This window comes from Sphingomonas sp. (assembly GCF_025362505.1).
Taxonomy (GTDB): domain Bacteria; phylum Pseudomonadota; class Alphaproteobacteria; order Sphingomonadales; family Sphingomonadaceae; genus Sphingomicrobium.
This window is the reverse complement of record NZ_JANYGG010000052.1, coordinates 1-23,710: the sequence shown is the minus strand read 5'-3', so window position 1 is coordinate 23,710 and position 23,710 is coordinate 1. Positions and strand designations below refer to the sequence as shown.

21 protein-coding genes and 1 tRNA gene are annotated in these 23,710 nt (G+C 68.4%); 9 read left to right on the top strand and 13 right to left on the bottom strand.

Translation table 11 applies throughout. From position 1 onward, the window contains the following. Position 1: 1 nt before the first annotated feature. From Q0R27_RS04335 to Q0R27_RS04320, 4 genes are read right to left on the bottom strand one after another with little or no spacing between them, the layout of a single operon-like run. Positions 2 to 592, bottom strand: coding sequence for an ABC-type transport auxiliary lipoprotein family protein (locus Q0R27_RS04335; protein WP_293941312.1), 591 nt, complete (start codon positions 590 to 592; stop codon positions 2 to 4). Next, the gene (locus Q0R27_RS04330) at positions 592 to 1,545 is read right to left on the bottom strand and encodes an MlaD family protein (RefSeq protein WP_293941308.1); all 954 of its coding nucleotides are present in this window, start codon (positions 1,543 to 1,545) and stop codon (positions 592 to 594) included. The genes Q0R27_RS04335 and Q0R27_RS04330 overlap by 1 nt, the downstream gene beginning before the upstream one ends. After that, on the bottom strand, positions 1,545 to 2,375 hold the full coding sequence (locus tag Q0R27_RS04325) for an ABC transporter ATP-binding protein (protein WP_293941305.1): 831 nt from the start codon (positions 2,373 to 2,375) through the stop codon (positions 1,545 to 1,547). Before Q0R27_RS04325 ends, Q0R27_RS04330 begins: the two co-directional genes overlap by 1 nt. Then, entirely contained in the window at positions 2,372 to 3,472 is a 1,101-nt protein-coding gene (locus Q0R27_RS04320) for an MlaE family lipid ABC transporter permease subunit (RefSeq protein WP_293941303.1), read from the bottom strand. The genes Q0R27_RS04325 and Q0R27_RS04320 overlap by 4 nt, the downstream gene beginning before the upstream one ends. A 117-nt stretch (positions 3,473 to 3,589) precedes the next feature. On the opposite strand from Q0R27_RS04320, the gene Q0R27_RS04315 reads away from it, so the two are divergent. Both Q0R27_RS04315 and Q0R27_RS04310 read left to right on the top strand, forming a co-directional pair. Next, complete coding sequence (locus Q0R27_RS04315) at positions 3,590 to 4,381, top strand: NTP transferase domain-containing protein (RefSeq protein WP_293941300.1); 792 nt, start codon at positions 3,590 to 3,592, stop codon at positions 4,379 to 4,381. Continuing rightward, positions 4,378 to 5,052 (top strand): HAD-IB family hydrolase, encoded by a 675-nt coding sequence (locus Q0R27_RS04310; protein WP_293941297.1) that lies wholly within the window; start codon positions 4,378 to 4,380, stop codon positions 5,050 to 5,052. Before Q0R27_RS04315 ends, Q0R27_RS04310 begins: the two co-directional genes overlap by 4 nt. A gap of 12 nt (positions 5,053 to 5,064) precedes the next feature. Here Q0R27_RS04310 and Q0R27_RS04305 read toward each other — a convergent pair whose 3' ends face one another. From Q0R27_RS04305 to lgt, 5 genes are read right to left on the bottom strand one after another with little or no spacing between them, the layout of a single operon-like run. Next, positions 5,065 to 6,360 carry a cystathionine gamma-synthase family protein gene (locus Q0R27_RS04305; protein WP_293941295.1) on the bottom strand — a complete coding sequence of 432 codons (1,296 nt, stop codon included), beginning with the start codon at positions 6,358 to 6,360 and terminating at the stop codon, positions 5,065 to 5,067. Positions 6,361 to 6,407: 47 nt separating this feature from the next. Then, positions 6,408 to 7,172 (bottom strand): peptidoglycan editing factor PgeF, encoded by a 765-nt coding sequence (gene pgeF / locus Q0R27_RS04300; protein WP_293941292.1) that lies wholly within the window; start codon positions 7,170 to 7,172, stop codon positions 6,408 to 6,410. Beyond that, positions 7,169 to 7,675: a GNAT family N-acetyltransferase gene (locus Q0R27_RS04295; protein ID WP_293941289.1), complete on the bottom strand. Its 507-nt coding sequence runs from the start codon at positions 7,673 to 7,675 to the stop codon at positions 7,169 to 7,171. The genes pgeF and Q0R27_RS04295 overlap by 4 nt, the downstream gene beginning before the upstream one ends. After that, on the bottom strand, positions 7,672 to 8,652 hold the full coding sequence (locus Q0R27_RS04290) for an SAM-dependent methyltransferase (RefSeq protein ID WP_293941287.1): 981 nt from the start codon (positions 8,650 to 8,652) through the stop codon (positions 7,672 to 7,674). The genes Q0R27_RS04295 and Q0R27_RS04290 overlap by 4 nt, the downstream gene beginning before the upstream one ends. 4 nt (positions 8,653 to 8,656) lie before the next feature. Beyond that, on the bottom strand, positions 8,657 to 9,532 hold the full coding sequence (gene lgt / locus Q0R27_RS04285) for a prolipoprotein diacylglyceryl transferase (protein ID WP_293941285.1): 876 nt from the start codon (positions 9,530 to 9,532) through the stop codon (positions 8,657 to 8,659). Positions 9,533 to 9,595: 63 nt separating this feature from the next. Here lgt and Q0R27_RS04280 point away from each other — a divergent pair, with 63 nt between their 5' ends. From Q0R27_RS04280 to Q0R27_RS04260, 5 genes are all read left to right on the top strand, one after another. After that, positions 9,596 to 11,260 carry a class I adenylate-forming enzyme family protein gene (locus tag Q0R27_RS04280; RefSeq protein ID WP_293941283.1) on the top strand — a complete coding sequence of 555 codons (1,665 nt, stop codon included), beginning with the start codon at positions 9,596 to 9,598 and terminating at the stop codon, positions 11,258 to 11,260. Positions 11,261 to 11,262: 2 nt separating this feature from the next. Beyond that, positions 11,263 to 13,416: a molybdopterin cofactor-binding domain-containing protein gene (locus Q0R27_RS04275; RefSeq protein WP_293941281.1), complete on the top strand. Its 2,154-nt coding sequence runs from the start codon at positions 11,263 to 11,265 to the stop codon at positions 13,414 to 13,416. A gap of 65 nt (positions 13,417 to 13,481) precedes the next feature. Beyond that, the gene (hemH, locus tag Q0R27_RS04270; RefSeq protein ID WP_293941317.1) at positions 13,482 to 14,489 is read left to right on the top strand and encodes a ferrochelatase; all 1,008 of its coding nucleotides are present in this window, start codon (positions 13,482 to 13,484) and stop codon (positions 14,487 to 14,489) included. Positions 14,490 to 14,514: 25 nt separating this feature from the next. Continuing rightward, positions 14,515 to 15,237: an acetoacetyl-CoA reductase gene (gene phbB / locus Q0R27_RS04265; protein ID WP_293941279.1), complete on the top strand. Its 723-nt coding sequence runs from the start codon at positions 14,515 to 14,517 to the stop codon at positions 15,235 to 15,237. A gap of 57 nt (positions 15,238 to 15,294) precedes the next feature. Continuing rightward, positions 15,295 to 15,537, top strand: coding sequence for a ribbon-helix-helix domain-containing protein (locus Q0R27_RS04260; RefSeq protein ID WP_293941315.1), 243 nt, complete (start codon positions 15,295 to 15,297; stop codon positions 15,535 to 15,537). On the opposite strand, the gene Q0R27_RS04255 is transcribed toward Q0R27_RS04260, so the two are convergent. Together Q0R27_RS04255 and Q0R27_RS04250 are read right to left on the bottom strand one after the other, a co-directional pair. Beyond that, positions 15,451 to 16,326, bottom strand: a complete 876-nt coding sequence (locus Q0R27_RS04255; RefSeq protein ID WP_293941277.1) for a hypothetical protein — start codon at positions 16,324 to 16,326, stop codon at positions 15,451 to 15,453. The genes Q0R27_RS04260 and Q0R27_RS04255 overlap by 87 nt on opposite strands. Then, entirely contained in the window at positions 16,323 to 20,948 is a 4,626-nt protein-coding gene (locus Q0R27_RS04250) for an NAD-glutamate dehydrogenase domain-containing protein (protein ID WP_293941274.1), read from the bottom strand. Before Q0R27_RS04250 ends, Q0R27_RS04255 begins: the two co-directional genes overlap by 4 nt. 175 nt (positions 20,949 to 21,123) lie before the next feature. Here Q0R27_RS04250 and Q0R27_RS04245 point away from each other — a divergent pair, with 175 nt between their 5' ends. Continuing rightward, positions 21,124 to 21,765 (top strand): response regulator, encoded by a 642-nt coding sequence (locus tag Q0R27_RS04245; protein WP_293941272.1) that lies wholly within the window; start codon positions 21,124 to 21,126, stop codon positions 21,763 to 21,765. Positions 21,766 to 21,784: 19 nt separating this feature from the next. Here the strand turns inward: Q0R27_RS04245 and Q0R27_RS04240 are convergent, their stop codons facing one another. Beyond that, positions 21,785 to 21,946, bottom strand: a complete 162-nt coding sequence (locus Q0R27_RS04240; protein ID WP_293941270.1) for a hypothetical protein — start codon at positions 21,944 to 21,946, stop codon at positions 21,785 to 21,787. A gap of 236 nt (positions 21,947 to 22,182) precedes the next feature. Further along, a complete protein-coding gene (locus tag Q0R27_RS04235) occupies positions 22,183 to 23,451 on the bottom strand; it encodes a hypothetical protein (RefSeq protein ID WP_293941267.1) in 1,269 nt (422 codons plus the stop codon). A gap of 178 nt (positions 23,452 to 23,629) precedes the next feature. Between Q0R27_RS04235 and Q0R27_RS04230 the strand changes: the two genes are divergently transcribed. Beyond that, a tRNA-Thr gene (locus Q0R27_RS04230) sits at positions 23,630 to 23,705 on the top strand. The last annotated feature ends 5 nt before the right edge of the window (positions 23,706 to 23,710 follow it).

Here is a 23,710-nt window from a genome sequence, read left to right as displayed (position 1 = left end):
CTTACCCGTGATTGCCGATCCATGTCGCGACTTCGGTCGCGACGCGGTTGGCGGCGCGGTTGAGCGCGGGGCCGACGTCGTCCTTGGTCCCGTTCGACGGCTCGCGGGCTTCGAAGCGGCGGGTTTCGACCCGGGCTCCGGCGGTGGCCGCCAGCGCCGCGTCATAGCGCACGATCACCGCGCCCGCCTGGGCATCATAACCGAACCGGTCGAGCGTCCCGGTCACGCGCAAGCCCGGGTCGAGCGACGACTGGCGCGGGTCGAGGACGACGCGGTTGGTGGTGCGCTTGACCGTTTCCGAAACGAGTTGCTGGAACAGGTGATCGGGCATGTCGATCCACTGCGCATCCTTGATATAGGCAATCGCGGTATCCCCGACCTGCGCCGGGATCCGCACCGATTTCAGCGCCTTGGGGGTGACTGGATCGTCGATCGTGACGGTCTGCCCAGCTCCCGCCGAACGCGCCATGTCCGCCGCCGCGGGGGCCTGCGCGGCCAGCGTCAGCAGCACCGGAGGAACCTTGCCGCCACCGAGGCAGGCGCTCAGCGCGAATGCGGGGACGACGAGCAGGGTCAGGCGAAGAGGGCGCATCAGCGTTGCTTTCCAGGCTTGTAATCGGGCAGTTTCGGCGGCCCGAGCGCCCCGCCGATGCCGCCCTGGTTGAGGCGGTCGGAGAAGCCCTGGAGCGAGCCCGACAGGTCGCGCAGGTCGTGTACCAGGCGGTTGGCCTCGGGCAGGGTCGATTTGGTGAAGTTGTTCAGCCCCGGCTTGGCGTCGGCGACAACCGCATCGAGATTGTCGGCGGCGCGCTGGACCGATCCGATCGCTTTTCGCAAATCCTGCGCGGCCGGGGTCGCCTGTTCGTTGACCAGCCGGTTGGTGCTGTCGGCGAGCTGCCCGACGCGCTGCGCCGCGATGCCGGCGTTGCGCGCGGCGAGCTGGGCATCGGTGATCGCACTCGCCAGCTGCGGCGCCTTGGCCGCCAGGATCTGGCTGGTCTTGTCGAAATTCTCGAGGATATCGGCAATCGAATTCTGGTTCTTGTCGCTCAGCAATTCGGTCAGCCGCTCGGTCAGCCGCTGGATACGGTCGAGCAGTTCCGGCGCCGAATTGAGCAAGGCGCCAAGCCCACCCGATCCCGACGGGATCACGGGACAGCCCTGCGGCCCGGCCTGGTCGATCGGCTTGCCGCCCTTGACCGCGCCATCGAGGCTGATCTCGCTGGCGCCGGTGAAGCCGACCCCCTTGATCTGCGCGGTGGTCCCCTGGAGGACCGGCGCTTCGCCATCGACCTCGATCCGCACCCACACGAACTCGGGGCGGTTGGGCAGCAGCGCGATCTTCTCGACCTTGCCGACCGGCACGCCCGAATAATTGACCGCGGTCCCCTTCGAGATTCCGCCGACGCCCTGGCTGAAATAAATGTCGAAGCATTTGGCCGCCCTGGTCGACAGCCCCGCCAGCCAGACGGTGAACAACAACACTCCGGCAAGCAGGGCCAGCACGACCGCGCCGACGAGCACATGGTTCGAACGCGTTTCCATCAGCTTGCCTGCAATCCGCTCACGCCGCCTGCCCCCTTATGCACACTATCGTTCGCGCCCTTGTGGGCCACCGCCGCCCGGCCGCGCGGACCGTTGAAATAATCCTGGATCCACGGATGATCTAAAGCCAGCAGTTCCGGAATCGTTCCAACCGCGATCACCTTGCGGTCCGCCATCACCGCCACCCGGTCGCAGATCGCATAGAGCGTGTCGAGGTCGTGGGTGATCAGGAACACGGTCAGGTTGAGCTGTTTCTGCAGCCCGCGGATCAATTCGTCGAACGCCGCCGCGCCGATCGGGTCGAGCCCCGCGGTCGGTTCATCGAGGAACAGCAGCTCGGGATCGAGCGCCAGCGCCCGCGCGAGACCGGCGCGCTTGCGCATCCCGCCCGATAGTTCGGAAGGATATTTCGGCGCCGCGCTCTCGTCGAGCCCGCTCATCGCGATCTTGTAGCCGGCAATCTCGTCGAGCAACGGCGGCTTGATGAACGGAAAATATTCGCGGATCGGCACCTCGACATTCTCGGCGACGGTGAGGGTCGAGAACAGTGCGCCGTTCTGGAACAATATGCCCCAGCGGCGGCGAATATTCTTGGCCTCGCCCTCGCTTCGCCCGATCATGTTCTCGCCGAGCACCTCGATCTCGCCGGCGGTCGGGGTCTGCAGACCGATAATCGAGCGCATCAGCACCGACTTGCCGGTGCCCGACCCGCCGACCACGCCGATGATCTCGCCGCGATGCACGTCGAGGTCAATGCCGTCATGAATGACCTGCTCGCCAAAGCTGTTCTTCAACCCGCGCACCGAGATCACAATTTCGGGCTCGCTCACAGCCAGCCGATCTTCGAAAAGAACACCGCGAATACCGCGTCGAGCACGATCACCATGAAGATCGACTGGACCACCGCATTCGTCGTGCGGCGACCGACCTCTTCGGAATTGCCCGACACGAGCATGCCCTGGAAACATCCGCCGAGCGCGATGATGAAGCCGAACACCGGCGCCTTGATGAGTCCGACATAAAGGTCGTGCAACGGGACGACCTCGGAAATGCGCATCGCGAAGGTGGCGGGGGGAATCTTGAGAATGAGCCAGCAGAAAACGCCGCCGCCGATGATGCCGAGCAGCATCGAGAAGAAGGCGAGCAGCGGCATCATCAGCACCGCCGCGAGGACGCGCGGAACGACGAGGGCCTCGATCGGGGAAACGCCGATCGTTCGCATCGCGTCGATCTCCTCGGTGATCTTCATCGTCCCGATCTGCGCGGCGAAGGCCGACCCCGAGCGGCCCGCAACCATGATCGCGGTCATCAACGGGCCAAGTTCGCGCACGGTCAGGCGACCGATCAGGTTGATGGTGTAAACCTCGGCGCCAAACTGGGCGAGCTGGACCGCGCCCTGCTGGCCAATGACGACGCCGATGAGGAAGCTCATCAGCCCGATGATGCCAAGCGCGCGCACCCCGACACTGTCGAACGCCTGGACGACCGCGTTGACGCGGAATCGCCTGGGTTGACGAATGACATTGCCGAAGCCGATCAGCGTCGCGCCGAAGAACCCGAGCAGGCCGAGCAGGGTGCGGCCGGTTTCGAGCGTCCAGGTGCCGATGTCTTCGAGCGTGCGGGTCAGCGGCGGGCGAATGTCGGGGCGGACCCGCACCGGATGGTCGGCGGCGGCGACCTGCTCGAGCAACGCTTCGACCTCGGGCGCGGCACCGACGAGCTTCGCGCCGCGGTCGCGCTGGGTGCGATGGATCAGCCACGCGCCGACCGTGTCCATCCGCTCGACGTCGCTCAAGTCGATTGTCATGCCCTCGGGCATCGCGTCGAGCTCGCGCGCGGTCGAGCCGGCGCGGCCGATCGTCAGCGCGCCGCTGCAGCGGAACGTCTCGCCGTCTGAAGCGGGGGAGGATCGGTCGGGGGCGGCCATTAAACTCAAGAGTGCGCGAAATCGGCCAAAGCGGCAAGTGCGCGGATCTGCGAGATGATTTTGCGCAAAGTTAAACGATCCTTCCCCTCGCCCGGACCGGGGTTATAGCGCTTCGTCATGGAAGACGTTCCGCTAAGCCAGCCGGCGGGCTGGACCGCGCTGCTGTTGGCCGGATCGCGCCCCGGTGGCGATCCGTTCGCGATCGCCAATGGGGTAGCGTTGAAGCCGCTGATCCGGGTCGCGGGCGAAGCGATGGTCCGCCGCCCGTTGCGCGCGCTGCTCGAGGTGCCGGGGATCGAGCGGGTACGGGTGCTGGCGCAGGAACCCGAGGCGATCGCGGCGGTAATCGAGCGGGACGCGCGGGTGAGCATCTTACCCTCGGGGGCGACCATCGCGGCGACGATCGAGGCGATCCTTCGCGATCCCGCGACCCGCTTCCCGTTGCTCGTGACGACCGCCGACCATGCGCTGCTGATCCCGCCGATGATTGCGCAGTTCATGGCCGGTGCGGCCGGCGCCGACCTCGCCATCGGGCTGGTCGAGCGGCGGAAACTCGCGGCGCGCCTGCCGCAGTCGCAGCGGACGTGGATCGGCTTCAAGGGGGGCAGCTATTCGGGCGCGAACCTGTTCGCCTTCGGCTCGGCCGAGGCGGTTCGGGCGGTGGCGCTGTGGCGCGGGGTCGAGCAGGACCGCAAGAAGGGCTGGCGGATGCTGGTCGTGTTCGGGCCGGCGCTGCTGCTCGGCGCGGGGCTGCGGCTGCGGACGCTGGATCAGTCGGTCGCCGCGATCGGCCGGAAGCTCGGCCTGACGATCCGCGCGGTCGAGATGACCGACCCGCTTGCCGCGGTCGACGTCGACAAGCCGTCCGACCTCGCGCTCGTCGAGGCAATTATCGCAGGAGCCGCATGACCGACCTCGCCATCTACGACATGGACCGGACGATCACGCGCCGCGCCACCTACACCCCGTTCCTGCTCCATTGCGCCAGGGCCCGCGCGCCGTGGCGGCTCGCCTTCGCGCCCGCGGTGGTCGGGTCGATGGCGGCGTTCGGGCTGAAGGCGATCGACCGCGCGCGGCTGAAGGAGCTCAATCACCACCTGCTGCTCGGTTATGCGCGGAGTGACGAGGAGATGAAGCCGCTGGTCGAGCAATTCGCCGAGGCGACAATCCGCGACAATATCCGGCCGGGTGCAATCCGCGCCATCGCCCGCGACCGTGCCGAGGGACGGCGGCTGGTGATGGCGACGGCGAGTTACGCGCTCTATGTCGATGCGATCGCCGAGCGGCTCGGGTTCGACGATGTCATTGCGACGCGATCGGTGCGCGGGTCCGACGGACGGCTGCTGGCGCGGATTCTTGGCGACAATTGCTACGGCCCGGCCAAGCTTGGGATGATCGAGGAGTGGATGGCCGAGGAGCAAATCGAGCGGTCTGCCGTCCACGCGCGCTTTTATTCGGACCACCACACCGATGTGCCGACGTTCGAGTGGGCCGACGAAGCGGTCGCGGTGAACGCGACGGGTCAACTGGAGAAGCTGGCGCGGAACCGCGGGTGGCGGGTTGAGGACTGGAGCAAATAGGCTCCGCCCGTCTCACACCGCGTTCAGCGCGTTGGTGAAATCGGCGATCAGGTCATCGGCATTCTCGACCCCGATCGAGATGCGGACGAGGTTGTCGGTGATCCCCATCTCGAGCTTGCGCGCATCGGGCACCGACAGGTGGGTCATCGCGGCGGGGGCGCTGGCGAGCGTTTCGGTGCCGCCGAGGCTGACCGCGAGGTGGGCGATCTGGAGCGCGTCGAGGAACGCGAAAGCCTCTTTCTCGCCGCCCTTGAGGTAGAGCGAGAAGGTCGACCCCGCGCCGGTGCAGTGGCGGTTGAAGATGTCGGCCTGGCGCGACCCGGGCTTGAGGAAGCCCAAGTAGCCGACACTCTCGACTTTGGGATGGGTGCGGAAATATTCGCACACCTTGAGCGCGTTCTCGCCCGATCGGGTCATGCGCAATTCGAGCGTTTCGAGGCTGCGCAGGAGCATCCACGCGGTGTTGGGATCGCAGATCGTGCCGATCGTGTTGCGCATCATCCGGACCTTGTCGAGCAGCGCCTTCGATCCGGTCAGCCCGCCGGCAACGAGGTCGCTGTGCCCGCCGGCATATTTGGTGAGGGAGTAGACCGAGATGTCGGCGCCCTGGGCGAGCGGCTTGGCCCACAGCGGCCCGAGGAAGGTGTTGTCGATCGCGATCGGGGGGAGCTCGTCGGGGCCGAACGCCGCGGCGCGCGCGGCGGCAACCGCCTCGACGTCGACCAGCGCGTTGGTCGGGTTGGCCGGGCTTTCAAGATAGATCAGCGAGACCCGGCCCATCGCCTTGCCCCGGGCGATCGCGGCGTCGATTTCCGGGCGGGTCGCGCCGGCGGGGAAGTCGACATATTTGATCCCGAACTGGCTCATGATCTTGGCGATCAGGCCTTCAGTCGCGGCGTAGAGCGGACCCGAATGGACGATCACGTCGCCGGGGCGGACGAAGGTCATGAACAGCGTGTGGATCGCCGACATGCCGCTGGAGAAGGTCAGCGCCTCCTCGGCTTCCTCCCACAGCCGCAGCCGGTCTTCGAGGATTTCCTGGTTGGGGCCGTTGAAGCGCGAATAGACGAGGCCTTCGGCGCCACCCGGACGCTTGCCGGTGATGCCTTCGAAGAAGCGTTTGCCGTCGGCGGCGCTTTCGAACACGAATGTCGAGGTGAGGAAGATCGGCGGCTTGAGCGAGCCCTCCGACAGCACCGGGTCGAAGCCGTGACCCATCATCAGCGTCGCCGGGCTGAGCTTGTGGTTGCCGATACTCGTGCGCGGGGCCTTGGGGCGGCGGCTAATCGGGTTCTTGCTGTCGGTCATCTGGTTGCTCCTGTTACGAGCCGCTTACCGCCGGGGCCGGTCCGGCGCTAGGGCGCAAGGCCGATCAGCGCGAATTGGCGGCCGTAGTCGTCCTCGCCGAGGTGGGTCGCGCGGCGGTAGCTGTAGAAGCGGTCGGGGTCGGGGTAGGTGTCGAGGGCGAGTGCGTCGATGTCGGTCAGGCCGGCGGCCTGGAGGCGGGCGACGACATAGGCTTCGAGGTCGAAATGGGGCGTCGCGGCGGGGCCTCCTTCGCAAAAGAAGCGAGCGTTGGCCGGGTCGGCAGCGAGGAAGCGGTCACGAAAGCCGGGATCGACCTCGTAGCTGGCTTGCGCGATGCACGGGCCGACGGCGGCGGCGATGCGTGTCCGGCGTGCCCCCAATGCCTCCATCGCCTCGATCGCGGCGTCGGTCACGCCGTCGATCGCGCCGCGCCAGCCGGCATGGGCGGCGGCGATCACCCCGGCTTCGCGGTCGGCCAGCAGGACCGGCGCGCAGTCGGCGGTGACGATGCCGAGCAGCAGGCCGGGACGGTCGGCGACCAGCGCGTCGGCCTTGAGGCGGGCGTCCATCGACCACGGCTCGGCAGTGACGGCGAGCGCGGAATGGATCTGGTAGACGCGGGCGAGCGATGCGTGCGGCATGACCGCGTCGCAGGCGAGGCGGACGTTTTGCGCGACGGCGAGCGGGTCGTCGCCGCTGCCGGTGCCGACGTTGAGGCCGGCGACGACCCCTTGCGAGACCCCGCCGCGGCGACCGAGGAAGCCGTGAGGGATGCCTTCGAGCGCCGACGAGGTGATGACGTCGACGGTCACAGCGCGAGCCGCATGATGAGGTCCTCGTCAGCGTGCTTGCCGACCATGAACTTGTAGGAGGCGATCGCAGTGAAGCCGCGTCGTTCGTAAAAGCGGCGGGCGCGGTGGTTGTCGATGTAGACGCTGAGCTGGAGGTGGCGGGCGCCAATGGCGCGGGCAGCGGCAGTCGCCCAGTCCATCAATCGGGCGCCGATGCCCTGGCCGGTGGCGCGGTCGAGGACGTAAAGCTGGCGCAACTCGATCGTGGCCGGCGGGGTTTGGACGGGGAAGTCGGGCGGGCCGAGCTTGACGAACCCGACCGGGTCGGCGTCGCGGCGGGCGAGCTGGAAATGGAAGGTGGGGTCGCCGATTTCGCGGGCGAAGTCGGCCTGGGTCTTGGTGGCGAGGAAGGCGGCGAGGTCTTCTGGAGCGTAGAGATGGCCGAAGGCTTCGACGAAGCTTTGCTCGAACAGCGTGGCGATGAGCGGCGCGTCGGCGGGGCGGACGTCAAAGAGGCAGGTCATCCGCGGAACCCCGCCGGTTCGGGCCAACCGGAGGAGCGGAGCGCGACGATTTTGAACAGTTCGCCCATGTCGGCCGCATCGCACAGGCGGCGGCGGGCCGCGGCGACTTCCTGCGTTCGTTCGGGGTTGTTCGCGGCCAGCGCCATCGCCCGCGCGGCGATACCGAGGCGTTCGAGCCAGCTGCCTTGGGCGACGATCGGGGAGGCCAGCGCGCCGGCCGCGGTCGCGGCGCGGGTGACCGCGGCGAAGTCGACGTGGGCAGTGAGGTCCTGCTCGCCGGGGTTGGCGAGGGGGTCGGCGAAGCGGTGCGCGCGGACGGCCTGGAGCGAGTCGCCGCTGGCCGGTTCGCGATAGCCATAGTCGATGACGAGGGTCGCTCCGCCGTGGGTTGCGAGGTGGATCGACAGCGCTTTGACGGCGGCGTCGCGGGCTGGCGAGGTTTCGCTGATGTCGCCGTCGCGGGTGAAGCGGAGTTCGTCGTCGATCAGGGCGATGCAGCGTTGCTCGCCGCCGATGCGCTGCTCGATCGGCAGGGCGTCGAGGAATTCGTTGGCGACGAGGAGCAGCGGGCGGGGTGGCAGGTCAGCGATGGCGTCGTGGAAGGCGGCGCCCGGGACGGCCCGGGCTTGCGCGGCGCGAAGGAGCGGGCTGGTCTCGACGAAATGGACCTCTCCTGAGAAACCGGCCGCACGCATCACGCGCAGCGCGTCGGCGGCAAGCGTGCCACGGCCCGGACCGACCTCGGCGAAGATCGCGTCCTCGGGCGCCCCGGCGCGAAGCCAGACGTCGGCCAGCGCGGCGCCGATCAGCTCGCCGAACATCTGCGAGATTTCGGGCGCGGTGGTGAAGTCGCCCGCCGCGCCGAGCGGGTCGCGGGTCGCGTAATAATGGTCGTTGCAGGCGGCGATATAGTCGTCGACGCCGATCGGTCCGTCGGCGGCGATCCGCGCGCGCAGGCGGTGCGCGAAGTCGCCCACCGGCTCAGGCGACGCTCGTGGTCCCGACGGTCGGCTCGACCCGCACGCGGCGCCTGGCGGCGGTGGCCATCAGGTAAAGGCCGCCGAGGATCATCGGGAGGGACAGCCACTGGCCCATGTGGAGGTGGGTCACTTCGGCGAAGCGCGACAGCTGGGCGTCGGGCTCGCGAATAAATTCGAGGCCGAAGCGGAAGCTGCCATAGAAAAAGATGAACGCGCCGACGAGCTTGCCCGGCTGGTAGCGCGCCTGGCTCTTCCAGAACATGACCCACAGGATCGCAAACAGGAGCAGGCCTTCGAGGAGGGCTTCGTAAAGCTGGCTCGGGTGGCGCGGCGGGCCGAGGACGGTGATCCCGGCCATCGTCTCGGGGAAGCGGACCGCCCACGGCACATTGGTCGGGGCCCCCCACAGCTCGTGGTTCACGAAGTTCGCCAAGCGGCCGAAGAACAGCCCGGGGGACACGCAGCAGGCGACATAATCGTGGATGCGCAACCAGTTCAGGCCATTCTTGCGGGCAAGGTAGAGGATGCCGAGCGAGGTGCCGATGACCCCGCCGTGGAAACTCATGCCCCCGTCCCACAGCTTGACGATGTCGAGCGGGTTGGCGAGGTAATAACCCAGGTTGTAGAACAGCACATAGCCGAGCCGACCGCCGAAGATAACGCCGAGCGAGGCGTAAAAGATGAGGTCGTCGGCATGGCGCCGGGCCATTGGCGAGCCGGGCTGGTCGAGCAATTTGCTGACATAGAAATAGGCAGTGAAGATGCCCGCGAGATAGGCGAGGCTGTACCATTTGAGCTGGAAGAAGCCGAGGTCGACCGCGGTCGGCGAAAGGTGCAGGTCGGTCCAGTTAATCGCCCCGACAACAAGATGATACATGGGCTTCCCCCTCTGGCTTCGCCGCCTCATAAGGGCCCGAGCCATAAAGGCAAAGGAGGGAAGATGCGTTCGGAGCTGGATCGGAAGTTCGATGAAACGCTGGCCGAAGTAATCGGGCCGGGCGGGCGTATCGTGATCGGACATGACGAGCAGGGACGAGCGATCGCAACCAACCTGCCGGCAACGCTGCCGGGACTGTTCGATGCGTTTTGCGGACTGAACGGCGCGGTCGAGGCGGTCGTCGCGGGCGACGAGCGGCTGACCTTCGCCGAGATCAACGCGTGGGCCGATCGCCTGGCGCCGGCGCTGGTCGCGCGCGGCATCGCCAAGGGCGACCGGGTGGGGATTGCGATGCGCAACTGCCCGGCGTGGGTGGTGACGTACATGGCGGTGCTGAAGGCCGGCGCGATCGCGACGCTGGTCAATGGCTGGTGGCAGCCGAGCGAGCTCGACCATGCGCTCAGGCTGACCGGGCCGAAGCTGATCATCGCCGACGCCGCGCGGGCCAAGCGGATCGCCGAGATCGGCGGCAAGTATGAAGTGGTGACACTTCCGATCGAGCGGCACCTCGACGGCGCGCTGGCGCCGCTGCTTGACGGCGCCGGCACTGGCGAGTTGCCACAGATCGGCCCCGACGACGATGCGACGATCCTGTTCACCTCGGGCTCGACCGGCGAGGCCAAGGGCGCGCTGTCGACCCACCGCGCGGTAACGACCGCGACCTATGCCTATGCGACCGCGCTGCTGACCCTGCTCGGCATCCTCACACGCGAGAACCGCCCGCCGGTCGACCCGCCGCGCACCCTGGTCGCGGTGCCGTTCTTCCATGTCACCGGCGAAGTGCCGCTGATGCTCAACAGCTTCGTTATCGGGCGCGGCATGGTGATCATGCCCAAGTGGGACGTAGTCGAGGCGATGCGGCTGATCGAGGCCGAGAAGATCACCTATTTCGTCGGGGTGCCGACGATGAGCCTCGAGTTGATGAACCACCCCGATCACGGCAAATACGACCTGTCGTCGATGGCCGACATCACCGCTGGCGGTGCGCCTCGCCCGGTCAGCCACGTCGAGCGGCTCGCGCATGAATTTCCGAACGCGCAGCCCGCGCTCGGCTATGGCCTGACCGAGACCAACGCGGCGGGCTGTTCGAACTTCTGGAGCAATTACGCCAACAAGCCGGCCTCGACCGGGCGCGCCCAGGCACCGTTCGTGGAACTCGCGATTTTCGGCGACGGTGACCGCCCGTTGCCCGGGGGCGAGCGCGGCGAGATCGCGATCCGGACGGCGGCGAACATCCGCTGCTATTGGGACAATGCAGCGGCGACCACGGCGGCATTCACCGCCGATGGCTGGCTGCGCACCGGCGACATCGGTTATCTCGATGCGGAAGGCTATCTGTTCATCGTCGACCGCAAGAAGGACATCATCATCCGCGGTGGGGAGAATATCGCCTGCGCCGAGGTCGAGGCGGCGATCTATGCCTGTCCCGCGGTCGGCGAGGCGGCGGTGATGGGCGCGCCCGACGAGCGGCTCGGCGAGATTCCGGTCGCGGTGATCCACGTCAATGATGGCGCGCGGCTCGGCGAGGAGGAGTTGCGCGCGTTCCTCGCCCCGCAGCTGGCGGCGTTCAAGATCCCGGCAAGAATCCACTTTGCGACCCATCCGCTGCCGCGGCTCGGCACCGGCAAGATCGACCGGGTCGCGCTCAGGCGGCAGTTCGGATACTGAGGATGCTGGCGATCGATCGCCGCACGCTACTGATCGGGGGGGGCGCCGGAGTCGGGCTGGTCGTCGCGCTGGCGGCTTGGCCGCGGCGCTTCGGCAGCGGGCTGCGCGGGCGCGACAAGGAGGCGGTGCTCGGGCCGTACATCAAGGTCGCGACCAATGGCCGGGTGACCGTCGCGGTGCCACAGGCCGAGACCGGGCAGGGCAGCTGGACCGGCCTCGCGCAGATCGTCGCCGACGAGCTCGGCGCGAAATGGGAGACGATGGCGGTCGAGCCGGCGCCGTCGTCGCCGCTGTACGCCAACCCGATGATCGACGTCGCCGGGCTCAAGCCGTGGACGGTGCGGGAGACCCGGGCGCGACTGCGGATTACCGCCGGGTCGACCAGCATCCGCGCGTTCGAGGCGCCGCTCAGGAGCGCGGCGGCAGCGGCGCGCGGGCTGCTGATCGCGGCGGCCGCGAAGCAATGGGGGGTGCGCGCGGCGGAGTGCGACACGGCCGACGGGGCGGTGGTTCACGAGGGCAAGCGGCTCGGCTTCGGGGCGCTTGCCGCCGATGCGGCGAACCGCGACCCCGCCGAGGTCGCGCCGCGAGCGGCGGGGACGGGGAAACTCGCGGGCCAAGCGCTGGCGCGGCTCGACCTGCCGCCCAAGAGTGACGGGTCGATGCGTTTTGCGGCCGACGTGCGCCTGCCCGGGATGCTGTTCGCGTCGTTGCGGATGGTTCCGCCGGGCGGGCGGCTGACCGGCTTTGCCGAGGCTGCGGCGCGGCGGGTGACGGGGGTCCGTGATGTCGTCGCAGGCGACGGTTGGCTGGCGGCGATCGGCGACACCTGGGCGGCGGCCGAGCGGGCGCTGGTAGTCGCCGCGCCGCACTTCACCGGGCGATCGGACGCGGATTCGCCGACGCTGGCAACGATCCTCAACGGGGCAATCGACCGGGGCGCGGCGGAGGTCGCGTTCGAGCGCGGAAATTATGCCGCGGCGGTGGCCGGGGCGCGGCCGCTGGTGGCCAATTACAGCATCGCGCCGGGCCAGCATCTCGGGCTCGAGCCGCTGTGCGCGACGGCGCGGTTCAACGGCGATCGGCTGGAGGTGTGGGCGCCGTGTCAGGCACCCGAATTTGCCCGCGCGGCGGCGGCGGCGGCGGGTGACGTGCCGCTCAGCCAGGTGGTGCTTTACCCAATGGCGGTCGGGAGCGGATCGGGCCGCGCGCTGGAGGCCGACGCGGTGCCGATCGCGGTCAGGCTGGCGGCGCGCGCGGGGCGGGCGGTGCAGCTGACCATCGCGCAGTCGACCGCGTCCAATCACGACCGGCTGCGCCCGCCGCTGCTGGCGCGGATGGCGGCGTTGCCTGCGCCCGACGGGACGATCGCGGCGTGGAGCGCGCGGATCGCCACCGCGCCGGGGCTGGAGGGCGCGCTGGCGCGGCTGGCGGGGGTCGTGCAGCCGGCGGCCGATCTCGCGGCGTCGGTGCCGCCCTATGGCATCCCGACGATCCGCGTCGAACGGGTGCCGTTGTCGCTGCCGATCGCGACCGGTTATTTGCGCGGCGGTTATGACGGGATGGCGGGTTTCCTGACCGAAAGCTTCATCGACGAGGTCGCGCGGGCGCTGGGCGCCGAGCCGCTGGCGTTCCGCATCGGGATGCTCGGCGGCAATGTCCGGCTCGCGCGGGCGATCATGACCGCCGCCGCGATCGGCCAGTGGGACGGCGGTGCGTCGGGCAGCAGCATGGGCCTTGCCTGCGCCAGTGCGTTCGGGTCGCATATCGGGTTGCTCGCGCAGGTCCATGTCGGCCCCGACCAGCGGGTGGTGGTCGACAGACTGGTCGCGGCGGTCGATTGCGGACGGGCGATCAATCCGGGGCTGGTGCGGCAGCAGGTCGAGGGCGGGCTGCTGGCGGCGCTGGCGCTGGCGACCGCGCCGCCACCCGAGATCATCGCCGGGATGGCGCGCGCCCGGCCGTTGCGCTCGCTCGGGCTCGAGCGGCTGGCAGGAACGCCGACAATCGAGGTCGAGCTGATCCCGAGCCAGGATGCGCCGGGGGGCGTGTCAGGGCTCGGCTCGACTGTTTTGGCGGGAGCGATCGCCAATGCCCTGGCGGCGGGGGGCGGTCGACGCTTGCGCAGCCTCCCGTTCGAGTTGATCAGAGCCTGATTCACGTTCCTGGTGGAAGCGCGAGACGCTTCCGCCTCGAACGATCAGGCTCTAAGGGCGGCATGATGCAACCGCCCGCCGATCATCCCGTCATCCCCGCGCCCAAGGTCGGCGTCTTGCTGATCAACCTTGGCACCCCTGATGCGCCCGATGCGGCAGCGGTGCGGCGCTATCTCGCCGAGTTCCTCAGCGACCGGCGGGTGGTCGAAATCCCGGCGATCGTGTGGCAACCAATTTTGCACGGCATCATCCTGCGCACCCGGCCGAAGAAGAGTGCCCATGCCTATGCTCAGGTGTGGAGCGAGGAGGGCTCGCCCTTGGCGGCGATCACGCGGCGGCAGGCGGTGGCGCTGCAGGCGCGACTTGGCGACACGGTGATTGTCGATTTCGCGATGCGCTATGGCAATCCGGGGATCGCCGGCGCGCTCGACGCGCTGGTCGCGAAGGGCTGTACGCGGATCCTCGCCGCGCCGCTTTACCCGCAATACAGCGGCGCGACGACGGCGAGCGCCAACGACGCGATCTTCGCGGGGATCGCGGTGCGGCGCTGGCAGCCCGCGCTGCGGACGCTCGCCCCCTATCATGACGACCCGCTCTATATCGACGCGCTGGTGGCGGATTTCGAGCGCCAACTGGGGGCACTCGAGTTCACCCCCGACCGACTGCTGCTGAGCTTTCACGGCATGCCGCTGCGCACGCTGCAGCTCGGCGATCCGTACCACTGCCATTGCCACAAGACGGCGCGGCTGGTCGGCGAGCGTCTGTCGGTGCCGACCGAGATCTCGTTCCAGTCGCGGTTTGGGCGGGCCAAGTGGCTTGAGCCGGCGACCGATACGGTGCTCGAGGCGCTGCCCGGGCGGGGGGTCAGGAAGCTTGCCATTGCCGCGCCGGGCTTCTCCGCCGACTGCCTCGAGACGATCGAGGAGTTGGGGATTCGCGGGCGCGAGCAATTCATTGAAGCCGGTGGGACCGACTTTGCCCGTCTCGACTGCCTCAACGACGGCCCGGCGGGGATGGACATGATCGAAGCGATCGCCCGGCGGGAGCTTGCCGGATGGTGGCCCGCGTCCTAGCCTTTCAGCATAACAGGAGTGAACAATGGCCAGAGTAGCGATCGTCACCGGTGGCACGCGCGGGATCGGCGAGGCGATTAGCATCGCGCTCAAGAACAAGGGTATGACCGTCGCGGCGACCTATGCCGGCAATGACGAGCGCGCCCGCGAATTCACCGAGCGGACCGGCATCCACGCCTATAAATGGGACGTCGCCGACCACCAGGCGTGCATCGACGGGGTAAAGCAGATCGAGGCCGACCACGGCCCGATCGACGTGCTGGTCAACAATGCCGGCATCACCCGCGACACGACGATGAAGCGGATGGACCACCAGATGTGGCAGGACGTGATCGACACCAACCTGGGCGGCTGCTTCAACATGGCGAAAGCGGTGTTCGAGGGAATGCAGGCGCGCAACTATGGCCGGATCGTCAACATCGGCTCAATCAACGGGCAGGCCGGGCAGTATGGCCAGGTCAATTATGCCGCGGCGAAATCCGGGATTCACGGGTTTACCAAGGCGCTGGCGCAGGAGGGGGCGCGCAGCAACGTCACCGTCAACGCGATCGCGCCGGGCTATATCGATACCGACATGGTGGCGGCGGTGCCCGAGGAAGTGCTCGGCAAGATCGTCGCGAAGATCCCGGTTAACCGGCTCGGCAAGGCGAGCGAGATCGCGCGCGGCGTGGCGTTCCTGGTCGACGAGGAGGCCGGGTTCGTGACCGGGTCGACGCTGTCGATCAACGGCGGGCAACATATGTACTGACGGGCGGCTGTGGTGACCGAAGTTCGGCCCGATTATCATCCGCCCTTGAAGCGATCGATGACGATTGCGGGTCACCAGACGTCGATCAGCCTCGAGCCGATGTTCTGGGCGGCGCTGGAGCGGGAAGCGCGGCGGCAGGGGAAGGCGTTGAGCGCAATCGTCGCCGAGATCGATGTCGCGCGGCTGTCGGCGCGGCGGGTGCCGAACCTGACCTCAGCGCTGCGCCAATATCTGTTCGGCCTGAGCACGGATCGCGGTCGCGAACCGCTCGGCGCTGCCGGGCGCGCGGGGGAGCCATAGCGCGGGTTCGATCAGCTCGAGCTCCATGATCCGCCAGTCGCCATCCTCGTCGGCGATCATGTCGACACGGGCGTAGGCCGCTGCGGCCGGGGTCGCGGCGAGCGCGGCACGGGCCAGCGCGATCGCCTCGGGCGGGGCTTCGACCGGCTCGTCGCGCCCGCCAAGATGCGGCTGGACGCGGAAGTCGCCGGGCTTGGGATATTTGACGATGGCGTGGCTGTAGGCGCCGCCGAAGACCATCAGCGACAACTCGCCGCGAAGTGCGATGCCGCGCTGGAACGGCTGGACCAGCATCCTCAGGCCGGCCACCGCGGCGGGGACGGCGTCGCCCATCGCGAGGCGGTAGGTGCCGTGGGCGGCGGCGCCGACCGGTGGCTTGACGACCAGTTCAGTCGCCTGGAAGCGGGCCCGGGCGGCGGCCAGCGCGGCCTCGTCGAGCGCATCGACAGCGATCGTCGGGACGGTGGGCACGCCGGCGTCGGAAAGCTCGGCGAGATAGGCCTTGTCGCTGTTCCAGCGTAGCAGCGCGACCGGGTTGAGGGTCGCGACGGGCGCCGTTTCGAGCCGGTCGAGCAGGCTGAGCCACTCGGACTGCCGTGCGTGATAGCCCCAGGCGGTCAGCGGCAGGACGAGGTCGACTCCGTCTTCGGCGGCGGGATCGGTCCAGCGCCGCGCGACGACCTCGATCCCGGCGCCCTCGAGCGCGGCTGCCTCGGCGTCGAACGCCCAGGCATGATCCTCGGGATAATCGGCCGCCGGGATGAGGACGGCCGCGCGCAGCCGGGTCATCGGGCGAGCAGGATCCGCGCCTGGGCGGCGATCTGTGCGAGCATCGGGACGGTCACCCCCCCAGTACCGCGCGCGCGCGCGACGAGGCGGCGGAACTGGTCGATGCGCGGCTGGTTGCGCTCGACCCAGCGTTCGACGGTCGCGTCGGGATCGTCACCGCGCCCGCGCCCGAGGAAGTCGATGCGGAGCTGCTCGAAATCGCGGCCGAGGCCGGCGACGAGCAGCCGTTCCCACGGGTCGGCGGGGGTGAAGCGGGCGACCTGCTGTTGCGCCCAGTCGAGCCCGAGCGCTTCGCCGAGCCTCGTGTAGGCGCGGGTGATGGCGACCTCGTCGAGCTCCTTGCGCGCGCCCAGGCCGGCAATGGCGAACACGCCGTCGAGTTCGAACAGCCGGATCAGCGCGTCGGCGAGCTGCTCGTCGGCGCCGAGCGCGAGGAGCTGCTCGCGGCGGGACAGGGCTTCGCCGCGGACCTCGCTGCGGATCAGCTTCGAACGGCTGCTGGCGACCTTGGCGAGGCCCGGCGAGAGCAAAGCGACCAGTTCGGATACGCCAAGCTCGCCACCGCTGGAGCGCAGCACGTCGGAGACATGGTCGCGGATCGAGCGGGCGGCGGTCGCGAACAGGGCGATGCGCGCCTGCTCGGAGACGTTCGCCTGCTCGATCCGCTGCCACACCGATTTGAGGTCAAGCGTCTGCTCGGCGACGAGGAAGGCGCTGACCACCTGGCCGAGCGACACGCCCTCTTCCTCGGTAAGGTCGAGCGCGACGCTCGGGCCGAGGCGGTTGACGAGGCGGTTGGCGACCTTGGTGGCGACGATTTCATGGCGCAGCCGGTGAGCGCGGATCGCATCGCCCTGGCTTTTCTGCATCGCCTTGGGGAAAGCGGCGAACAGCTCGGCCTCGATCAGCGGATCGTCGGCAAGCCTGAGCTTCTCGGCGGCGGCCTGGAGCGCCATTTTCGACATCGACAGCAGCACGGCGAGCTCGGGCCGGGTCAGCCCGCGATTGTCCGAAGCGCGGCGCAGGAGGACGTCGCTGGCCTCGAGCCCTTCGACCCTGCGGTCGAGCCGGCCCGACGCCTCGAGCATTTCGACGGTGCGGACGAAGCCGGGCAGGCCGGTCACGCCGCCCGCCTCGGCGATCGACAGAGCGAGGCTCTGGAGGTGGTTGTCCTCGAGCACCAGCTCGGCGACATCGTCGGTCATCGACACCAGCAGGCGGTTGCGGTCGTCCTCGGCCAGCCGCCCCTCGCGCATTTCGCGGTTGAGCGGGATCTTGATGTTGACCTCGTTGTCCGAGCAGTCGACGCCCGCCGAATTGTCGATGAAGTCGGTGTTGATGCGTCCGTCGCGCGCGGCAAATTCGATCCGGGCGGCCTGGGTGATGGCGAGGTTGGCGCCCTCGCCGATGACATTGGCGCGGACCTCGGTGGCGTCGACGCGGAGCGCGTCGTTGGCCGGATCGCCGACCGCGCCATGGAGTTGGGCCGAGGCTTTGATGTAAGTTCCAATGCCGCCGAACCAGAGGAGGTCGACGGGCGCCTTGAGGATCGCGGCGATGAGCGCGGTCGGATCGGTGTTGCGCTCGCCGAGGCCCAGCGCGGTGGCGGCCTCGGGGGTCAGCTCGATCGATTTTTGCGAGCGGGGCACGATCATCGCACCTTTGCTCAGCGTCTTGCGGTCGTAATCGTCCCAGCTCGAACGGGGCAGCGCGAACATCCGTGTCCGTTCGGCCCAGCTGGCGGCGGGGTCGGGATCGGGATCGACGAAGATGTGGCGATGGTCGAAGGCGGCGATCAGCTTGATCGACTTCGACAGCAGCATGCCGTTGCCGAACACGTCACCCGACATGTCGCCGCAGCCGGCGATGCGGACCGGGTCGGACTGGATGTTGACGCCGGCTTCGCGAAAGTGGCGCTGGACCGAGATCCACGCGCCCCTGGCGGTGATGCCCATCGCCTTGTGGTCGTAGCCATGCGAACCGCCCGAAGCGAAGGCGTCACCGAGCCAGAAATTGCGCTCGAGCGCGATCGTGTTGGCGACGTCGGAGAAGGTTGCGGTACCCTTGTCGGCGGCGACGACGAAATAGGGATCGTCGTCGTCGAGCACGGTGACCCCGTCGGGGTGGACGATTTTTTCATCGACGATATTGTCGGTTACCGAAAGCAAGGCGCGGATGAAGATGCGATAGGTTTCGGTGCCCTCGGCGAGCCATGCGTCGCGGTTCGTGGCGGGGCTGGGGAGCGCCTTGGGATAAAAGCCACCCTTGGCTCCGGTCGGCACGATGACCGCATTCTTGACCAGCTGGGCCTTCAGCAGGCCGAGGATCTCGGTGCGGAAATCGTCGCGCCGGTCGGACCAGCGCAAGCCGCCGCGGGCGACTGGGCCGCCGCGCAGGTGGATGCCCTCGACGCGCGGCGAATAGACCCAGATCTCGCGCCACGGGACGGGGGCGGGGAGGCCGGGGACGAGGCTGGAGTCAAACTTGAACGCGATCGCTTCGGCGGCGGCGGGGGCGAAGGCGTTGGTGCGCAGCGTGGCCGCGACGACCGCGCGCAGCAGGCGCAGGATACGGTCGTCGTCGATCGCCGTGACCGAATGCAGCGCGGCGTCGAACGCGGCGCCTTCGGCGCAAGTGTCCCTGGCGTGAGAGGCGGGGTCGTGGACGGCGGTGAACAGCGCAATCAGCGCCTCGGTCGCATGGGGTGCGCGGCGCAGCGCGTCGACCACCGTGGCGAGGCCGTAGGCGACGCCTGTCTGGCGCAGATAGCGGAACCAGGCGCGGAGCCACGCCACCGGGCGCGGATCGAGACCGGCGAACAGGATGAGCTGGTTGAACGGGTCGTTTTCCGCGCCGCCGCCGAGCACCGCAGAAATCGCGCCCTCGATCATCGTGGCGCGCGACATGAGGGCGTCGATGTCGGTCCCGGCGGGAAGCTCGAGGAGAAAGTCGTGGATCGTGCCCTGTCCGGCCTCGCCGAGTGAAGTGGGCACCTCCTCGATCACACGAAAGCCGAAATTTTCGAGCACCGGGACGGCCTCGCTCAAGGCGATCAGGCCGCGCCGGCGATAGACGCGCAGATGGAGCTGGCCGCCGCTGTCGTCTGCCTCGCGCACCAGCCGAGCGCCGCGCTCGCCATCGTGGAGATCGGCGAGGCGGACGATATCACTCGCCGCCGTCGCCGCCGCGGTGCGCAGTCGATATTCCTCCGGGAGCAGCGGCAGAAAGGTCAGCGCGAGCCGGGTGGCGCGGCCGGGACCGGCGAGATGGACGAGTTCGGCCTCGACCGCCGGCGCCCAGCCGCGGACCATCTCGACCAGCCGTTCGTCGAGCCGCGCGGCGTTGGGCGTTTTGCTGCCCGGCACGAGCGGCAGCGTGTAGCGGATGAGGGCGAGCTCACCGTCGCCAAGCTCGACCGACCAGTTGGTCACGACCGATGATGCTGCCTCGCCAATCATCCGGCCGATCGCGAGACGACGACGGGTGGTGAGCTCGTCGCGCGGCAGCCAGACGAAGGCGAACAGGTGACGGCGGAGCGAACCCGGGAGCAGCAGCAGCGTCGGACGCGGGCGATCGGCGAGCGACATCGCGGTCAGCGCCGCCTCGCGCACCTCGTTCGGGCCAAGCGAAATGAGGACGTCGTGGGGGAGGGTCGAAATGGCGTGGGTCAGCGCCTTGGCGGCATGGCCGTTGGGGACGAAGCCAAGCTGGGCGTCGAGTTCCCTCAGCCATTGGCGGAGCACCGGGACCTCGCCCGCCGGACGGCGCAACGCGGCGCTGGTCCACAGCCCGGCGTAGATCGAGGTTCCGCCTCGGGGGTGGCGGACAAGGATGACGTCGAGCGGCACGCGGCGATGGACCGGCGAGAGGCGGTCGGCTTTCAGGATCTGGACCGGCCAGCGGGCCTTGCCGAGATGCTCGAAGACCCCGCCATCGTCGCCTTCCCACAGGTCAATGTCGCGGCGAAGCACGCCGAGCCCGCCGTCGGCCTCGCCGTTGTCGCCGAGGCTGGCGTGGCCGAGGAGAGTGAAATGGTTGTCGGCAAGCCAGTGCAGCAAGGCCGCCCCCTCGACGTCGCGCTTGTCGAGCCCGGCGGCGTCATCGACCATCCGCTGGGTCATGCGAGGCCAGTCGGACACCGCGGCGCGGACGGCGGCGAGGACATCGACGAGTTCATGTTCAAGCTCGTGGCGGACACGGGCATCGGCGCGGTCGAGTTCGATGTAGATGATCGATTCAGCCTTGGCGCCCGCCGCTTCCCCGCCGATCGACACGAGCCGGCCGCCGGCATCGCGGACGACGTTGAGGATCGGATGGAGCAGGCGGTGGACCGCAAGCCCGCGCGCGGAAATGGCACCGGCGATGCTGTCGACCAGGAACGGCATGTCGTCGTTGACGATTCCCAGCCGCATCCGCCGCCGGCCGACCTCGCCACCGCTCGATTCGAGCCGCATCGCCAGATCGCCCGGCCGGCGCTGCGCCGCCGTCGCGGCAATGAACGTCGCGGCGTCCTGCTGCTCGGCCTCGCCAAAGCCCTCGACCTCGCCGGGCAGGCCATGGCCGAGAAGCGCCTCGCGCAGCGAGCCGAGGATGGACTCGTCGACGCTATTGTGGGCCGTCATTGCGATGCTGCTCCGCCGGTGTCGAGTGCCGTGGCCTATAGACCGGCGCCTCGCGCCACGCCAACCCCACCCATGTTCTGAGGGGAGCCTGATGCGGGACATTGACGCCCGGTCAGATCGCGATATCGTAGGCCGAAGCCGCAGTCCGGCGCGCACTTCTAGAGGGGCACGCCGAGTGGCGGTCGAACAAGACAAATTGTGTTTCGTTGTCGACGACGACAAGGAGTTTCGGGAGTCCCTCCTGACCCTGCTCGAGGCCGCCGGCTATCGCGCTCGTGCGTTTTCTTCCGCAGCCGAGTTCCTTGCGCTGGTCGACACGCTCCTCCCGGCGGTGCTGCTGCTCGACCTGCGCATGCCGCTGATCAGCGGGCTCGAGATGCTGGAGGACGACGCGATCGACCTGACCCGCTTTGCGGTGGTGATGATCAGCGGTCACGGCGACATCGAACGGGCTGTCCGCTCGATCAAGGCCGGCGCGATCGACTTTATCGAGAAGCCGTTCGAGGCTGCCGAACTGCTGGCCCTGATTGACGTTGTGCAGACGGGGCTGGTCAAGCGGCTCGACGCCTCGGCCCACAAGTCGGTCGCGGTCGCCAAGGTTCACACATTGTCGCCGCGCGAGGAGGAGGTTCTTCGGCTGCTGCTGACGGGCGCGCCGAACAAGATCGTCGCGCGGACTCTCGGCCTGAGCGTCCGGACGGTCGAAATGCATCGCGCCCATATGCTGACCAAGCTCGGCGCGCGTTCGACGGCGGAAGCGCTTCACATCGCCATGCTCGCGGACACGGCCCCGTGGCAGACCGTCGGACTGGCGTGATTCCGCTCCGCCTCAGCGATCAGTTTTTGTCGTCGGATCGGCGCGTCTCGCTGGCCGAATCTAGCATCGAGCGATAATATTCGGCGAGCTTGAGGTAGAGCGCGCGCAACCTCGGGTCCGGAGCCTGGTCGGCTTTCTCGAGCGCTTCTGCGTAACGCCTGCGCCAGTAGGGATCGCCCATCACAATGAGAGGCGCCGAGAGTGGCGGGGCGTCGACGCGTTCGTTGACCGACGTTGCCTGTTTGAAATTTCAGGACGGATCGTCCACCGGCGCCTTGTCACCGTCCGAGCGCCGATGTGGGCGCGAAACCGCTGGTCACAGCGCCGTCTTTCGTCGAATGGGCGGGGGACGGGATGTCCGCCCACCCGGCGGCGCGATCTAGCTCGGATTTTTACCGTATCTCGCGTGCTGCCCGGTCAGACGCTCCGGCGCAACGCGCGTTCGAGCAGCGTGTCGTCGCTCACCACGCTGACGATCTCGTGCACGCCGGCGGCATTGCGGCGGGTCAGGACAAGCGCATATTCCTCGTTGGTCGGGAGGTCGGCGAGCGCCATCGCAGGGCGTCCGCGCAGCACCAGGCGTGGATCGACTGGCTCGGGCGCCGAGGCAGGCCGGCGCGCCGTGCGCTCGCCCGCGACCAGCGCCTTAAGCCCGCCCGGCTGGCCCTCGATGAAGGCGAGGAACGCGCCAAAATCAACTCCGCAGCGTTCGGCAAAACTGAGCGCGGCGGCGAACTCGGTCAGCCGCGTCTTGTCGTAGTCGATACCGAAAACGAGCTTGACGATCGGCGTCATCGGCGCGCGGGCCTGCGCCTTGACCCCGGCGTCCTCAAGGATCTCGGCATAGTCGGCGGTCGCGCGCCGCGCCGCCACCGCGAAATCATAGGCCATTGCCAGCGCGCGATAGAGCGCGGCGCGGCTGCGCCCGTCATGCTGCTTGCACACCTCGGCGCTGTCGCGTGCCGCCGACAGCCGATCGGCAAGGCCGGCCTCGTCGTCGAGCGACAGGGTGAGTTCGTCGTCCGGATCGGCCGCCGCGTCATGGAGCGGCCCGTCCTGCCAGCTCAAGTGCGGAACCGGTCCTGCTGCCGACCCTTCCTCGGCCAGTGCGGCCTCGGCGGCGAGCTTGAGCGGGGCCAGTGCTGGAACGATCGGCTGGTCGGTCGCGACCGCCGTCTCCGCCGCTTCCTTCCAGTTGATTACGCCATAGATGAAGTCGATCGTGTCGCCGTCGGACGACAGCGGCATGAGGATTCCACGATAGCAGATCGACGCGCCGCGCTGGTTGACGAACTCGGCCTCGAACCCGATCGGGGCGCGGTTGGCGATGATCTGCAGGTAATGGTCGGTCAGCCGCGACAGCAGCGAGCGGCTGGGCACGTCGCTGATCGCGCCGACCTCGCCGGACAGCCCGCATTCGCCGCGGATCGCGCTGCCGATGTAGGGCGTGGCGGGATTGTCGCGCCCGGCGGTGAAATCGAGCAGCACGCTGTGCGGCGCGAAGTCGGCGACGCTGTCGGGCTCGAAGTCCTCGATCGACGGGAAATCGCGACCCTCGAGCAGGCTGACCCAGTAATTATAGGCGCGGACATGCATCCGTCGCTCGTCGACCCCGATCATGGCGGAAAAGTCGTCGCCCGGGCCGTCGACCGTGAACGCATTGCTGTGCGTGGAGAGACTGTCCATGGCGCAAACGGCCCTCAAAGTTTCAATCCGGATTGGTTCTGGCCCAGAGACGTTGCCAAACCGTTAAGCATGTTCGTCGAGGTTGGTTGTTCATCCCGAGCTGGATCGTGGAAGGCTCCGGCGATCGAGCCTTGCCCGCCGCTCAACCGCCTGTTACGGGCGCACCGCTCGCACAAGCGCCGCCTTAGCTCAGTTGGTAGAGCATCGCATTCGTAATGCGGGGGTCACAGGTTCGAGTCCTGTAGGCGGCACCACCCAG